The organism is Nostoc sp. DedQUE02, from assembly GCF_034531035.1.
In the GTDB taxonomy this organism is placed as follows: domain Bacteria; phylum Cyanobacteriota; class Cyanobacteriia; order Cyanobacteriales; family Nostocaceae; genus Nostoc.
In genome coordinates this window covers 252270-268080 of the sequence record NZ_JAVRBY020000002.1, presented here as the reverse complement: position 1 = coordinate 268080, position 15811 = coordinate 252270, and the positions used below count along the sequence as shown (strand labels likewise).

11 protein-coding genes are annotated in these 15811 nt (G+C 41.9%); 5 read left to right on the top strand and 6 right to left on the bottom strand.

The features are described from left to right. Positions 1-101: 101 nt before the first annotated feature. Together RMX98_RS03590 and RMX98_RS03585 are read left to right on the top strand one after the other, a co-directional pair. A complete protein-coding gene (locus RMX98_RS03590; RefSeq protein WP_322681869.1) occupies positions 102-974 on the top strand; it encodes an SDR family oxidoreductase in 873 nt (290 codons plus the stop codon). Between the two features lie 187 nt (positions 975-1161). Beyond that, on the top strand, positions 1162-1419 hold the full coding sequence (locus RMX98_RS03585; RefSeq protein WP_094352695.1) for a hypothetical protein: 258 nt from the start codon (positions 1162-1164) through the stop codon (positions 1417-1419). 60 nt (positions 1420-1479) lie between these two features. Here RMX98_RS03585 and mgtE read toward each other — a convergent pair whose 3' ends face one another. After that, complete coding sequence (gene mgtE / locus RMX98_RS03580; protein ID WP_322681870.1) at positions 1480-2880, bottom strand: magnesium transporter; 1401 nt, start codon at positions 2878-2880, stop codon at positions 1480-1482. Between the two features lie 1229 nt (positions 2881-4109). Here mgtE and RMX98_RS03575 point away from each other — a divergent pair. Then, positions 4110-7583 carry a PA14 domain-containing protein gene (locus RMX98_RS03575; protein ID WP_322681871.1) on the top strand — a complete coding sequence of 1158 codons (3474 nt, stop codon included), beginning with the start codon at positions 4110-4112 and terminating at the stop codon, positions 7581-7583. A 65-nt stretch (positions 7584-7648) separates the two neighbouring features. Here RMX98_RS03575 and RMX98_RS03570 read toward each other — a convergent pair whose 3' ends face one another. The 3 genes from RMX98_RS03570 to RMX98_RS03560 form a co-directional block, all read right to left on the bottom strand. Next, positions 7649-9199 (bottom strand): mercuric reductase, encoded by a 1551-nt coding sequence (locus RMX98_RS03570; protein ID WP_322681872.1) that lies wholly within the window; start codon positions 9197-9199, stop codon positions 7649-7651. 236 nt (positions 9200-9435) lie between these two features. Continuing rightward, positions 9436-10209 (bottom strand): TVP38/TMEM64 family protein, encoded by a 774-nt coding sequence (locus RMX98_RS03565; RefSeq protein WP_322681873.1) that lies wholly within the window; start codon positions 10207-10209, stop codon positions 9436-9438. Beyond that, complete coding sequence (locus RMX98_RS03560; protein WP_322681874.1) at positions 10178-10936, bottom strand: TVP38/TMEM64 family protein; 759 nt, start codon at positions 10934-10936, stop codon at positions 10178-10180. Before RMX98_RS03560 ends, RMX98_RS03565 begins: the two co-directional genes overlap by 32 nt. A 39-nt stretch (positions 10937-10975) precedes the next feature. Between RMX98_RS03560 and RMX98_RS03555 the strand changes: the two genes are divergently transcribed. Next, entirely contained in the window at positions 10976-11224 is a 249-nt protein-coding gene (locus tag RMX98_RS03555) for a hypothetical protein (protein ID WP_322681875.1), read from the top strand. Between the two features lie 12 nt (positions 11225-11236). Here RMX98_RS03555 and RMX98_RS03550 read toward each other — a convergent pair whose 3' ends face one another. Both RMX98_RS03550 and RMX98_RS03545 read right to left on the bottom strand, forming a co-directional pair. Then, the gene (locus RMX98_RS03550; RefSeq protein WP_322681876.1) at positions 11237-11947 is read right to left on the bottom strand and encodes a TIGR04283 family arsenosugar biosynthesis glycosyltransferase; all 711 of its coding nucleotides are present in this window, start codon (positions 11945-11947) and stop codon (positions 11237-11239) included. Next, a complete protein-coding gene (locus RMX98_RS03545) occupies positions 11944-12345 on the bottom strand; it encodes a CU044_2847 family protein (RefSeq protein ID WP_322681877.1) in 402 nt (133 codons plus the stop codon). The genes RMX98_RS03550 and RMX98_RS03545 overlap by 4 nt, the downstream gene beginning before the upstream one ends. Before the next feature lie 135 nt (positions 12346-12480). Between RMX98_RS03545 and RMX98_RS03540 the strand changes: the two genes are divergently transcribed. After that, complete coding sequence (locus RMX98_RS03540) at positions 12481-15507, top strand: pentapeptide repeat-containing protein (RefSeq protein WP_409881049.1); 3027 nt, start codon at positions 12481-12483, stop codon at positions 15505-15507. Positions 15508-15811: the final 304 nt, after the last annotated feature.

Here is a 15811-nt window from a genome sequence, read left to right as displayed (position 1 = left end):
ATTTTTGAAATGGGGAATGGGCAAGAAGTAAGAGCCTCTGCCTCTTTTCAATGCCCCATTTCCAATGCCCAATTCAATATTCAATTACCAAGACAAAAACTATGGCTGAATCAAAAGAGCAAAAAGAGCAACAATTACAACCGCCACAGCAACAAGAAGCACCAGGTGTTGAATCAGAAATGACACCAAAACCCAAATCAGATGATGCCCAGTATAAGGGTAGTGGTAAGTTACAAAATAAAGTAGCATTGATTACGGGTGCAGATAGTGGTATTGGTCGTGCTGTAGCGATCGCCTTTGCAAAAGAAGGTGCAGATGTAGCGATTCTTTACCTCAATGAACACGACGATGCCAAACAAACAAAAAATTTGGTAGAAAAACAAGGGCGTCGTGCAGTAACCATTGCAGGTGATATTGGCAACGAAACTTTTTGTCAGCAAGCCATACAGCAAACAGTTGGTGAGTTTGGCAAACTCGATATTCTCATCAACAATGCCGCCGAACAACATCCAAAAGAAAGTATCGAAGAAATCACCGAAGAACAACTAGAACGGACTTTCCGCACTAATATATTCTCGATGTTTTTCATGACGAAAGCTGCACTCAAGCATCTACAAGCAGGCAGTTCTATCGTTAATACTACCTCGGTAACAGCTTATAAAGGTAGTCCACAACTACTAGATTATTCCTCTACAAAAGGTGCGATCGTTGCTTTTACTCGCTCCTTATCAAAAAATCTAGTATCAAAAGGAATTCGCGTTAATGCTGTTGCGCCAGGGCCAATTTGGACACCTTTAATTCCCTCAACTTTTCCTGAAGAGAAAGTTGAAACTTTTGGGAAACAAGTACCAATGGAACGAGCCGGACAACCAGAAGAAGTTGCTCCTAGCTACGTCTATTTAGCTTCTGATGATGCTTCTTATGTCTCTGGACAAGTACTACATGTCAATGGTGGAGATGTTGTCAATGGGTAAGTGAAAAATTCAGTCATTAGTCATTGGTCATTGGTTATTCACTTTGAATAAAGGACTAATGACTAATGAGAAAAAAAATAATTACTTCTAATTATACCCTGATGGTCTTCCATTGGAGGGATGAGTAAATGTGGGAATATTGATAGTCTATCTAGCAGCAAACATTTAATAACTAATAACTACGTCTATGGCATCTCCTACACCATTGAATGGCAGAGAACTAGTAGATTGTGCTAGAGCAAATGCCCAGCAAGGGATTGAAACTGCTGCTTATCAATGTGGCTATGGTCAAGACCTCAACAAATTTGCCAGAGAACTTAGACAAGCTTGTGAAGACATGAATTTACAAGTGAAGGAACTTAGCGGATTGATTACTGACCAGGATATGATACTGCAATTGGGTACTGGCGAAATTGTTGCTCCAGATACGGAATCAGAATTGTAATAGTTAAGTTAGTCATTTGTCTTTTGTCCCTTACCAATAACTAATGACCAATGACTCTTTTCATAACTTTAAAATTACCCGCGCTAAATTGAAGTAAATCAAAACGCCCACGACATCAACTGCTGTGGTGATGAATGGTGCTGACATTAATGCTGGATCTAAACGGAGATAGCGAAATAAAAACGGCAGCGCTGAACCGGAGATCGAAGCTAAAAGAGAAATAGCTACCAGACTAGTGCCGACAGCGATCGCTACTTCTAATCGTCCTTGCAGAAAATAAGCCCAGACAGTAGCGATCGTACCTAACATTCCTCCTAATAATGCTCCTGCGATCGCTTCCCGGCCAATTACCTGCACTACGCCAAGCGATCTGATTTCATCGGTGTTCATCCCGCGAATCACCACTGTAGAAGACTGGGCCCCCACGTTACCACCAGTACCAGTCAACAAGGGGATAAACGCCGTCAGTGTCACCACTTTTGTCAAAATATCTTCTTGCGACTTAATAATTGTTCCTGTGACGGTATTGGTTACAAGTAAAACCAACAACCATACAACCCGCTTTCGAGCAATTTCTAGTAAATTCATCTGAAAATAATTGTCGCCACCTGACTGCACGCCACCACCCAAGGCATAAATATCCTCGGTGGTTTCCTGTTGCAGAATATCAATCACATCATCCACGGTGACAATACCTACTAGACGCTGTTCTCGATCTACCACAGGCACAGCCAAAAAGTCATATCTTTGGATTAATCTGGCAACTTCTTCTTGGTCTGTATCAGTGTGGACATACACCACATCACGGGTCATAATTTCGCCAATAATTTGCTCAGGCTGAGAAGTCACCAACTCCCGTAACGATACAATCCCCGTTAAGCGCCTTTCCGCATCCATGACATAAAGATAATAAATCATCTCACTGGCATTAGCTAAGTTGCGAATTCGCTCTAGTGCTTCAGATACAGTAAAGTTTTCTTTCAGCGAGATTAACTCTAGCGTCATGATTCGCCCAGCCGTATCAGCTTCATAACCCAAGAGTTGGGCTGTAGCTTGGCGTTCTGTTGGACTCAGTTGTTCTAGCAGGCGATTGACGACTTTTGCCGGCAATTCATCAAATAACCTAGCTCGGTCATCCGGCGACATTTGATCGACAATATCGCAGACTTCCTGACTTTTAAGTTCCTCGATTAACCGCTCTTGAACACTGTAGTCGAGATATTCATAAACCTCGATCGCCTCATCCTTAGAAAGCAAGCGAAAAGCCAAAGCGTGCATCGCTTCTGGCAAACCCTCAATCGCCTCGGCAATATCCGCAGGCTGCACAGGTACGAGAATAGCTTTTGCTCCCTGCAAGTCTCCCGCTTCTAGGAGTATTTGCAGCTGAGTCCGCACTAAATCTCGCAATTCCCTGCGTGAGACATTCTGGATGGTAGAGTTTAAATTGTTTGTCTCAGTCAAAGTCTACTTTCCTCAGCCAGTTTGAACAAGGTTGCTGCCCTTAGTCTAGGAGAAAGTGGGAATGTGCAACATCAAACTTGTCATTTTTCCGACTTGGAGTAAATTAAAAAGTTTTGTAACTGAATGGAATAATAAGGGTTTCCTGTACTGATAAGTATTTGCGTTGGGCGATCGCAGAGCCTTTGCTTGGTGTAGCGTACCAATGCGATCGCTAGTCCACCGACAACAGGGTTACTCGAAAAGTCTGAGCGATCGGTAAATTCCAGCAGATTGTCTTTTTTACCTTAAATCCATGACTAGTAAGGCTTTTTCAAAACTTTTCACTCTACTGACTGTAAGGTTAATACTATAATTTCTGTTAGCTTTTGTAACAAAAATATAAATTGACAGTCAAGATTAAAGCATAGATAAATTAAACTTTTTCAAATCTTTAAATATTAAAATTTTCTTTATCCAATTTTCATCTACTTAAGAACTATGCGGATAAAAAACATGAGATCATCCAGTATGTTGGCAATTTTTATTTAAAGCTCATCAAAACTTTGATATTCCTTTAAAAATGGATATATCAATGTGAATGTTTAAACAAAGTTACACAGAAAAGATAGACATAACACCCCGATCTATTGTCAAATGTGTAATTGATTAACCCCACCGCTATATTTAAGTAGTAAATGTAAAATTATACAATCGATTACTTAAAGATTTATTTGCCTCAATTAGGCGTTGCTTCATCTCAACTTTATGCACCTGCACATCAGTGAGATTAGAAGCTGTAAAAAATAGTGATTTATAATTTTTGATTAAATTCACCAAACTGAATTTATATGCATCAAAAATTTATAAATTTGTAGACATTAAACAAAGATACATAAACATTAATCCGCCCTTAAAGTAATTTATAGTATTTTACGTAATACACATTTTATTTACTTCCAGAGAAGATATAGAAATGTGGATTATGTCATTATGCTAATTTATTTTACTGCTGATAGAAATAGGCAGCACTGGGATTGAGATTGGCAAAGGAGTAGACATAATTAATAGGAAACAATTGGAGTGAAATAGTATCAGTAATAATGAATATATTGATAGACAAATAATTATTCGCTTATCAATATTTTTGTGCTAGATAATTACGCATTTTTTGTTGAAAGATTAAACATAAAACTAATGCTAAAGCATTGATTATGGCATTAGTTTAAAACTATTGTGAGGAATATATTTCAATGGCTGATAATCAACAGTTGTCAACAACTCTAATAACTCCTGCTCCAAATGATCTAGATAAGCCACAAAGCAATCTTGCCACTCTTGCTAGCGCTAGTGCCCTCTCTCAGGGAAATGGACTTAAAGGAGAGTACTACGACAATATCGACTTTACCAACCTGAAAAAAACTCGCACAGATGCGACGGTTAACTTTGATTGGGGCGGTGGTTCTCCAGATCCGTCTATCGATAAAGATACCTTCTCAGCGCGTTGGACAGGGCAGGTAGAAGCCAAGTACAGCGAGACTTACAATTTCTACACCACTGCTGATGATGGTGTACGACTGTGGGTTAATGGTCAACAAATTATCAATCAGTTTGTCAATCAGTCGGCCACAGAATCCAGTGGCTCAATTGCTCTGGTTGCAGGTCAAAAGTACGATATTAAACTTGAGTACTACGAAAATGCTTACTCTGCCGTTTCCAAACTCTCTTGGTCAAGCGCTTCTCAGACCAAGGAAATTATTCCTCAGTCTCAACTTTATAGTAATGTCAACACAACACCTGTTATAGGTAACGGCAATGGACTCAAAGGAGAGTACTACGACAACATCGACTTTACCAACCTGAAAAAAACTCGTACAGATGCGACGGTGAACTTTAATTGGGGCGGTGGTTCTCCAGATCCGTCTATCGATAAAGATACCTTCTCAGCGCGTTGGACAGGTCAGGTACAAGCCGAGTACAGTGAGACTTACAATTTCTACACCACTAGTGATGATGGTGTACGACTGTGGGTTAATGGTCAACAAATCATCAATCAGTTTGTCAATCAGTCGGCCACAGAATACAGTGGCTCAATTGCACTGGTTGCAGGTCAAAAGTACGATATTAAACTTGAGTACTACGACAATAATTACTCTGCGGTTTCTCAACTGGCTTGGTCAAGTTCTTCTCAGACCAAAGAAATCATTCCTCAGTCTCAACTTTATAGTAGCAATACCACCACTACTATAGGTAACGGCAATGGACTCAAAGGAGAGTACTACGACAACAAAGACTTTACCAACCTGAAGCAAACCCGCACAGATGCGACGGTTAACTTTGATTGGGGTGGTGGTTCTCCAGATCCGTCCATTGGTGCAGATACCTTCTCAGTGCGTTGGACAGGTCAGGTACAAGCCAAGTATAGCGAGACTTACAATTTCTACACCACTAGTGATGATGGTGTCCGACTGTGGGTTAATGGTCAACAAATCATCAATCAGTTTGTCGATCAGTCGGCCACAGAATACAGTGGCTCGATCGCACTGGTTGCAGGTCAGAAGTATGATATTAAACTTGAGTACTACGACAATAATTACTCTGCCGTTTCCAAACTCTCTTGGTCAAGTTCCTCTCAAACTAAGGAAATTATTCCTCAGTCTCAACTGTATTCACCAGATATTCCAACCACTATCACTTTAGGATCATCTGCCACGACTGTGAACGAAGGTAGTGGTAATGTTAACGTAACTATACTTAGAACAGGTGATTTAAGTAGTACTTCGTCAATTAAGTATGCAACCATACATGGTACTGCTACAGCAGGAGTTGACTACGGAAGTGAAGGCGTAGAAAGTGCTGGAACTGTTATTTTTGCGGCGGGAGAAAGCAGCAAACAGGTATCCATTCCGATCAATGACGATTCCTTAGCAGAAGCAGATGAAACCTTTAGTTTTGTGATCGATCAGGCATTGGGGGCAACATTAGGACTTCAAAGAACTGTTGGAATTACAATTCAAGATAACGATCGCTCTAACCTCGACTTTAGTCAGCCAGTAGTTAATGAGGGTGATGGTACTGCTACGGTAACAGTTACACGCGGTAACACTTCGGGGGCTGCTAGTCTAGACTACATAACCCAGGATGGGACTGCTAAAGCGGGATCTGACTACCAGGGTGTATCTGGAACTTTGTCTTTTACAGCCGGACAAGCTAGCAAAAGCATTGTTATCCCCATTATTAATGACAACGTTGGGGAGCCAAATGAAGCATTTACTTTGAAGTTTAGTAATGCAGTTGGGGTGCAGCTAACTAATCAACTGGCAACTATCAGTATTATTGATAATGACTCTGGTAACTTTGCTTTAGATACAGTAGCTTCTGGTTTGGATGAACCCACAGCTTTTGAATGGACACCTGATGGTAATAGCCTGTTCGTTGCCCAGAAAGATGGGACAGTGCGAGTCGTGAAAAACGGCACTTTATTATCAACACCATTTATCAACATTTCTGGACAGGTAAATGATGTGCGCGATCGCGGTCTGTTGGGCATTGCCATACATCCAGATTTTGGCAAAACTCCAAACGGCAACAACTATGTTTATCTGTTGTATACCTACGATCCACCAGAAACCAATCCAAACAACCCTAAGAACAATCCCAATAGCACATTGGACAATCCTGACCAAATTGGGAATCGGACTGCAAGGCTAAGTCGCTTTACAGCTGATCCCAACACCAATTACACTACTGCTATTGCTGGCAGCGAAGTTGTTCTATTAGGCACAAATGGCACTTGGGCGAATATCAACAAGCCAGATGGAAATAGCACAAATGTCTCACTTGGCTATGCACCATCAGGAATTCTCAACAAAGATACTGGTAAGCCGTTTACCAGCTTGCAAGATTATCTCAATAATCTCGATAAAGTCCAAAATGTTCAGAATTTTATAGCTAATGATAGTGAATCTCACTCAGTTGGTTCTGTACACTTTGGTACTGATGGTTCTCTGTTTGTTAGCTTAGGAGATGGTACTTCCTACAATGGAATAGACCCTCGAGCGATTCGCGTCCAGGATAAGAATAATCTATCCGGCAAAATTCTGAGGATTGATGCGATTACTGGTAAAGGCTTATCAAGTAATCCTTTCTACAACGGTGACGCCGATAGCAATATTTCTAAAGTTTATGACTTAGGTTTGCGTAACCCCTTCCGTTTCACAATTGATAAAAAGACCAATACCCCTATAATTGGTGATGTTGGCCTAGTTGCTTACGAAGAGGTTAATATCGGAAAACCAGGAGCCAACTTTGGCTGGCCGTTCTATGAAGGTGGACTTGATGCGAATGGCAATATCGTCAGCCTGAAACAATCAAGCTATTCTGGACTAGATGCAGCAAAAGACTTCTATAATAGTGGCCAAACTGTTACAGCACCCATTTACACTTACAAGCATAATGGTTCCAATTCGATCCTTGTGGGTGACTACGCAAGTAGTACTTTCCCCTCAGCTTATCAAGGATCTTTATTCATTGCTGATTTCAGCCAAGCAACTATCGATGCTTTGACCTTTGATAGTCAGGGCAAAGTTGCCTCAGTTAAGCGGTTTGCCTCCCAAGATGACACACCTGATTTAGGAGTGCCTACACAAATTAGCACTGGAAAGGATGGTAATCTGTACTACGTAGACTTTGTTAATGGCAAAGTTAAGCGCTTCCGACCTGTGTAGAGATGACTTGAAAATTGTTGTATCAATTATCAGTGAACAGTCGAATAACTGTTCACTGATTTTGCTTAAGATAACTTTGTCAGAAATCCTAACAATTTTTTGGTATTTGATGTCAAAAGTGTTCGACGATAAGCATCAGCCGCTTTTTTAATCGCTTCAGCTTGAGTGGGATAAGGATGAATAACACTGCTTAACTTGCTCAAACCAATCTTATTCACCATTGCCGTAGTCACTTCCGAAATCATCTCACCCGCGTGACTGGCGACAATAGTTGCACCGATAATTTCATCAGACCCCTTTTTATGGTGGATTTTGAGAAATCCTAACTCTTCACCATCGGCGATCGCTCGGTCTACACTACTAAAAGGAATCTCAATCGTTGTCACCTCAATACCCAATTTCTCCGCCTCGTGTTCGTACAACCCGACGTGGGCAACTTCTGGGTCAGTATAAGTTACCCAAGGCATCACCAAACTACTGAGTTTCGAGCGTCCCAAGCCAAAGGGAGAAAACAGGGTATTTTTAATTACAATCCGCGCTGCTGCATCAGCAGCATGGGTAAACTTCCAGTTCATGCAGATATCGCCAGCTGCATAAATTTTGGGATTGGTCGTTTGCAGGTAATCATTTACCTTCACACCTTGGTGCTTGTCATATTCTACACCTACAGCTTCTAAATTTAGATTTTCCACATTTGGCGATCGCCCCGCGCCGACTAAGATTTCATCGACTGTCACCGAATCTCGATGACCGTTAGAGGAAAAGTAAAGCCGTTTCCCCTCAGTCACAGTTACCACTTCTTCCAGCTTGGAATCGAGTACTACGCGAATTCCTTCGTTAATCAAAACCTTTTGGAGAATTTTAGCGGCTTCAGGGTCTTCTTTATTTAGGAGATGAGAACCGCTATGGAAAAGCACTACCTCACAACCCAAACGCCGGAAAGCTTGCGCTAATTCGCAACCAATGGGCCCGCCACCAATTACCGCCAAACGTTCCGGTCGTTGAATTAAGGAAAAAACTGTCTCATTGGTTAGATAACCCGCCTGTTCAATTCCTGGAATCGACAGTTGTGCTGGTCTTGCGCCAGTTGCAATTACAGCTTTTTTAAACTTGAGGGTTTTATCGCCAACTTCCACGGTATTTTTACTCGCAAATCGACCGCTACCCAAAAAGACATCGACACCCAACTTTTGAAACCGTTCCGCCGAGTCGTTAGGGCTAATATCAGCTCTTATCTTCCGCATCCTGGCCATAACTTTGGGAAAATCAACATCAATATTATGTTGGGAAATATTAACTCCCAAGTCTTTAGCATCCCAGATTTCGCCAACGACGCGGGCAGAGCGAATAATAGTTTTAGATGGTACGCAACCAACATTTAAGCAATCTCCACCCATGAGATGCTTTTCAATTAACGCCACCTTTAAACCCAAATCCAGACCCGCAGCACCCGCCGCCACGACTAATCCCGCCGTTCCAGCACCAATTACTACCAAATCGTAAATATCGGCGGGTTGAGGATTAACCCAATTTGGCGGATGGACGTAAGACACCAACTTTTGGTTATACTCGTCTATTGGGCGAACTGTGACTATTTCTAAATCTGAATTGGTCATTGGTAAAACCTCTTTTAAAATTAACAATCCCGATTAATTTAGGCGGCTCAGTCTTTTATTTTTTATGGTTGTTTATAGCGGTTCTCGATTGAGTGAGCTACAAGAACCCCACCCCCAACCCCTCCCCGCTTGCGGGGAGGGGAGAAAAAGCGTAGCTTTGGCGGGGTGGGGTTCTTTGGGTTTAATAAGCAATCAAGCGAACATGATATGACATAGATTTGTACAGTGGTGCTACCCTACAATTCTTCTTCTAAAGCTTTCCGCGCAATCCGGGTTACATAAAGTGTAACGGCGACTGTAGCAATCAAACCCAAGATGCGAATTGCCCATTGTAAATTCGGGTTGGTAGGTTGAGCCTCAGTGCCAATCATGGCAAGATTACCTGCAAGGGAACCAATATAAACATACATAATGGTTCCAGGAATCATCCCTAGAGAGCCGATGAAATAATCTTGAAGTGAAACTCCCGTGATGCCAAAGGCATAGTTCAACAAATTGAAAGGAAATATTGGGGACAGTCGCGTTAACAGGACAATTTTTAATCCTTCTCTACCTACCGCTTGGTCAATGGCGGCAAATTTTTTGTTATCTGCGATTTTACCAGCAACCCAACTCCTTGCTAAATAACGTCCGACGAGAAAAGCAGCAGTAGCACCAAGGGTTGCACCGATAAACACGTAAAGAGAACCCCAAACTGCACCAAAAATTACACCAGCTCCCAAGGTGAGAATAGAACCTGGGAAAAAAGCAACAGTAGCGATAATATAAAGGACAATAAAAGCTATGCCTCCTACTGCGCCCAGGCTTTCAATCCACTGCAAGGCTTCGCGTAAAATTGCTTGGGGATTGAAAGAATTTAAATTTATCGATTCTTGTGCTAAAGCTGGGTCTGTGTTTAATGAGAAACTACTTGCCAATATTAGTAATATTAATATACTGAGGCTAAAAAACTTCTGGAAGTTTCTGGCATTGATACTTTTAAATATCTGAATGATTGTTAGTTTTTTCATGGGTTGTGATTTCTTCTACTGCCACACTTTGAGCTAATGCTTTCTGAGCAACTTTTGTGATATATACAGTTACAGCAACGGTAGCAATCAACCCAACTACTCGCATTACCCATTGCCAGACTTGAGTTTCTGGAGTAATTGGTTGATGAGAGGTGTTAATCGTGGCAAGATTACCAGCTAAAGAACCAATATAAACGTACATCACGGTACCGGGAATAATGCCGAAGGAACCTAATATATAGTCTTTGAGAGAAACCTGTGTTATCCCAAAAGCATAATTTAATAAATTGAAGGGAAATATAGGTGAAAGACGAGTTAGCAAAACAATTTTCCATCCTTCTTTAGCAACTGCTAAATCAATCGCTTTAAATTTAGGATGTTTGTCCATTTGTCGAGAAACCCAATCTCGCGACAGGTAGCGTCCAACTAGAAAAGCCAAGGTTGCTCCGAGTGTTGCAGCAATTAGCACATATATAGATCCCCAAAATACACCAAACAGACAACCACCTTTGAGGGTTAAGAGGGAACCCGGTATAAATAGTAATGTTGCTAAGTTGTAAATAAGTATGTAGGCGATAGGCCCAAAAGCACCAAGGCTGTGAACCCAAAGGATTAAAGTCTGTAAAAGTCCCTGAAAGTTGAACTGTTTAGCGGCAATTATTAGAGTGACAATGAGGCAACTTAGGAGTAGCAGTTTGAGTTTGGAATTTAATAAACGCTTGTTCATTTTTATAAGTTTCACCCTCAGAGGCTCGACGTTGACCTTTTGAGGCTCAATGTTGACCTTCTGAAGCTCGACTTTGACCTTCTGAGGCTCGACGTTGACCTTCTGAGGCTCAATGTTGACCTTCTGAGGCTCAATGTTGACCTTTTGAGGCTCAATGTTGACCTTCTGAGGCTCGACGTTGACCTTCTGAGGCTCAATGTTGACCTTCTGAAGCTCAATGTTGACCTTCTGAAGCTCAAATTTAAAATTTACACCTCAAATCCAATGCCCCTAAGATATACTACTTAGATGATAAACAGCTTAAAGCCTCTTAAATTTTTCTCGGCGATACCAGCTACAAATTCGCTCAGGTGAAACGCCGAGTAAATAAGCAATAATTACTATCTGATTAAGTAGCGTAGTTTTGAATACTCCCTTTTGCAACCATCTACGGGCTGAGGTGACAACTGGTGTGGGAATAATTACAACGCGTCCGATGCGTTTTAGACGACGCATGAGTTCAAAGTCTTCCATGATGGGCAATTCGGGAAAACTGCCTATTTTTTGAAATACTTCCTTGGTTAAAAAAATTGCTTGGTCGCCATAGGGCATTTGATAAAAATGCGATCGCACATTTACTCCCCACTCCACCCATCGTAAACTGAAAAGTGACGCATCAATCCGCAACTTAAAAGCACCAGCTACAATCCCAGGTTGTTGTAGCGCTGTGCGAATCATCTCATCAAACCCCATTGGCAAACGGGTATCCGCATGGAGAAACAGCAGAATCTCACCGCTAGCCGCTAAAGCACCCGCGTTCATTTGTACAGCACGACCGGGAGATGATGAAATAACTTTGACATTTAAAGACTGAGCGATCGTTACAGTATCATCACTAGAGCCACCATCGACTATAATCACTTCTATATTTGTACTGGCTTGAGTAGTAGCAATGGCTTTTTGAATATTCCCCGCTTCATTAATAGCCGGAATAATAATCGAAATTTTAGCAGCGCCAATACTTTGACTCATGATTGCTGAGTTTGTTTTTCCGGTTGGTCAGGAAATGAACACTCTACCGTTACCTTCAGATTACTTTCAGCCGTGCCTTTAGTTATGTAAGGTATACCTGCTTCACCGCCAACTTTGATGCCAAATTCAAGAGTAACTTTATCAATATTAGCAACAGGGATTTTCTTAAAAGCATTCAGTGAATAAACAGTGTAAGCCCGAATTGTACCTTCAATTGCTTGGAAATTTTGGACTATTTGCTTTTGTGCAGCATCAGCATCCCATCCCTTATCAATTAGTGCTTCTTCTTCTCCCTCTGGAGAAACTTCGGTAATGACTGGTGGAGCATCTATGTTATTTGTGGCTTCAATGTAAATAATCGTGCCATCTTCTAAATGAATGGGTGTGAGTTGAGTCATGGGATAAATCTCGCCTAAAAGAATTGCGTCTAGGGTAGTCCAGTAGTGCTTATCTACAAAATTTTACGGAAAATGCGGTAAATTTCTTGTAGAAGCTGGAAATAATTCGGCACAACTATCATAGGGCTTTGCAGGATGAGTCGAGACGCTTTGGTGGTGGGAATTAATACGTATGACCGCTTAAAGAGTCTTAATGCGCCTGCTGCCGATGGTGAAGCGATCGCTCAAATCTTACAACAATATGGGGAATTTCAAGTAACGCGGCTACCAGCAGTCAAAGACAAGGAAAACCAGACGATTCGCATTGGTAAGCAAACTAAAGTTAGTTTAACTCAGTTAGAAAGAGCGATCGTCCAATTGTTTAAGCCAGATGGGAAGCCGCCAGACACAGCACTGCTGTATTTTTCTGGTCATGGATTACGGAAAAATCTAGGGATTCAGGAAGGCTTTTTAGCGACGAGTGAAGTCAACCCCGATGCGGGTAACTGGGGACTATCTCTACAATGGCTGCGACGACTGTTGCAAGAAAGTGAAGTCAGACAACAAATTGTGATTTTGGATTGCTGCTATAGCGGAGAAGTGCTAAATTTTGCAGAGGCAGATCCAGGCGATCGCGGTAAAGGCAGAGACAGATGTTTTATTGCGGCTTCTCGTGATTTTGAAGTCGCTTTTGAAGAGATTAATAGCCAACACAGCGTTCTCACCGCCGCACTGCTAAAAGGTTTGGAACCAAAACAAGACCGTTGGGTAAGTAACTACACCTTAGTAGACTTGCTCAATCAAGAACATCACCCCTTCCCCCAGCGTCCCATTTTTGCTAACTCTGGTGAAGCAATTAATTTCACCCGCAAATGGAATTTCTCTGTTGTTAACTCCACAGTAAAGATATCAGCTATTTGTCCTTACAAAGGGTTGTCTTATTTTGATTGCACAGAAGCCGATGCCAACTTATTTTATGGCAGAACAGCGTTAACAGACGAATTATTAGAAAAAGTGCGATCGGGTAATTTCCTAGCTGTGTTGGGAGCATCAGGAAGTGGTAAATCTAGTGTTGTCAGAGCAGGTTTACTTTATCAATTAAAATTAGGACGCAGGTTATCAGGTAGCGATACTTGGCAGTTGAAAATATTTCGACCAGGGATTAATCCCTTACAAAATTTAGCACTGGCATTTGTAGAATCAGAATTATCAGATATTGAACGCGCATCACAATTAGCAAAAGCAGAAGAATTAATTGCCAAAGGTGCAGTCGGTTTAGGACAGTTGATTACTGCTGCACAAACTCAGCGCATAGTGCTAGTAATAGACCAGTTTGAGGAAGCTTTTACTCAATGTCAAGACATTACAAAACGACAGCAGTTTTTTGAATGTGTGCTAGGTGCTTTGCAACGTGATGATAATAAACTCTGCCTAATAATCACAATGCGGGCTGATTTTTTGGGCAAATGTTTGGAACAAGATTATGGCGGACTAGCTAAGAAAATTCAAGAGCATTTAGTAACAGTAACACCGATGATTCGGGAGGAATTAGAAACAGCAATTATCAAACCTGCCCAACAGGTGAACTTAGTAGTAGAACCGGAATTAGTTTCTCAAATGATTGCAGATGTAGAAAATTCACCGGGGAGTTTACCGTTGTTGCAGTACACGCTGACAGAACTATGGCAGCAAAGAACTGAAGAACGATTAACTCTGACTACATATAGCAAACTAGGTGGGGTTAGGGGAACCCTGCAAACACGTGCTACAGAAGTTTATGAGTCATTATCACCAGAAGAACAGCAAGCAACAAAGCGGATTTTTTTAGAATTGACGCAGTTGGGAGAAGGAACAGAAGATACCCGCAGACAAGTTTTGCAACGAGATTTAGTTACTTCACAGCATCCAGAATTTGTGATTAATAGAATAATTCAACGGTTAGCTGATGAGAAGCTAGTTGTCACCAGTACCTTATCTAATCAAATTGCTGTGGTAGATGTGGCGCATGAAGCACTGATTCGCCACTGGTTGCTATTACGCAAATGGATTGAAGAAAGTCGGGACATACTGCGACAAAAGCGGAAAATTGAAGCGGCAGCTATTGAATGGCGGGATAGAGGGAAGGTGAAAGATTACCTGTTTCAGGGGAAACGTTTGACAGATGCAAAGGTTTTTCAAAAAGAACAAGCTGAAAGTTTAAGATTATCCAACCAGGCTGAAGAGTTTATTCAAGCAAGTAGCAGACAAAAGCGGAATAATAGCTTGCAGTTTATTGGTTTTTCCTTAATTCTTCCATTAATTTTCCTTATATATGTGACTCCAGGAGTTATAAAACAGATTAAGATAAATCTACTTTGGCAAACTGTTGATGCTGCTAGAGGAAAGGAGTATAGCCAGGCAAGAATTCAAGCACTTGAAAAACTAGTCCAAGCTGGTGAGGATCTAACTAATAAAGATTTCAGCAATGCCGACCTCAGCGGTGCCTTCCTCGGCAATGCCAACCTCAGGGGTGCCATCCTCATCGGTGCCGACCTCAGCAATGCCATCATCGTAACTGCCAACCTCAGCTATGCCGACCTCAGCTATGCCGACCTCAGCGGTCTCAACCTCCTCAATGTCAACTTCAGCCATGCCGACCTCAGCTACGCCAACCTCAGCGATGCTATGTTCAGCACTGGCACCGTCAGCGGTCTCATCCCCAACCCTAGCCCGGCCAACCTTATGTATGCCAACTTTAGGTATGCCAACCTCAGCGGTGCCCACTTCAACAGTGCCGATCTCAGCGGTCTCATCCTCAGCTATGCCAACCTTAGCAGTGCCGACCTCAGCGGTGCCGACCTCAGTGGTGCCTTACTCGGCAATGCCAACCTCAGCAGTGCCAACTTTAGGTATGCCAACCTCAGCGGTGCTAACCTCAGCTTCACCAACCTCAACAGTGCCGACCTCAACAGTGCCGACCTCAGCGGTGTCAAACTCATTTATGCCTTCCTCAGCAATGCCAACCTCAGCAGTGCCGACCTCAGCAGTGCCGACCTCAGCAGTGCCGACCTCAGCAGTGCCAACCTCAGTTACGCCAAAAACTTTACTCCTGAGCAAGTTAAATCTGCTAGCAATTGGGATATGGCGATATACAATAAGGATTTTCGTGGCAAGCTTGGTTTACCACCAGAACCAGCTAAGTGAAACTTTGGAATTGCGTTTTTACTTTTAACCAATCCTGCAATGCAACTTTTTGCAAACTTTTTCTACATTATTATTCGACTAAAAGTAGTTGTTTTGCAGTCTTCTTTGCGTCTATGGGCAAAACAAAAAGATTTATTTGTCAGAGCGAATAAAGCTCACAAGACTTAGAGATTGCTTTACTAGCAATGAGTTTTTCTAATTAAGCGATCGCACAGCTAATCTGAGAAAATGGCATCAAAGAGCGATGCCTGCGGTAAAAGAACGAAAACGCAAATATAATAGAATAATTAGGGAAAATAGAAAT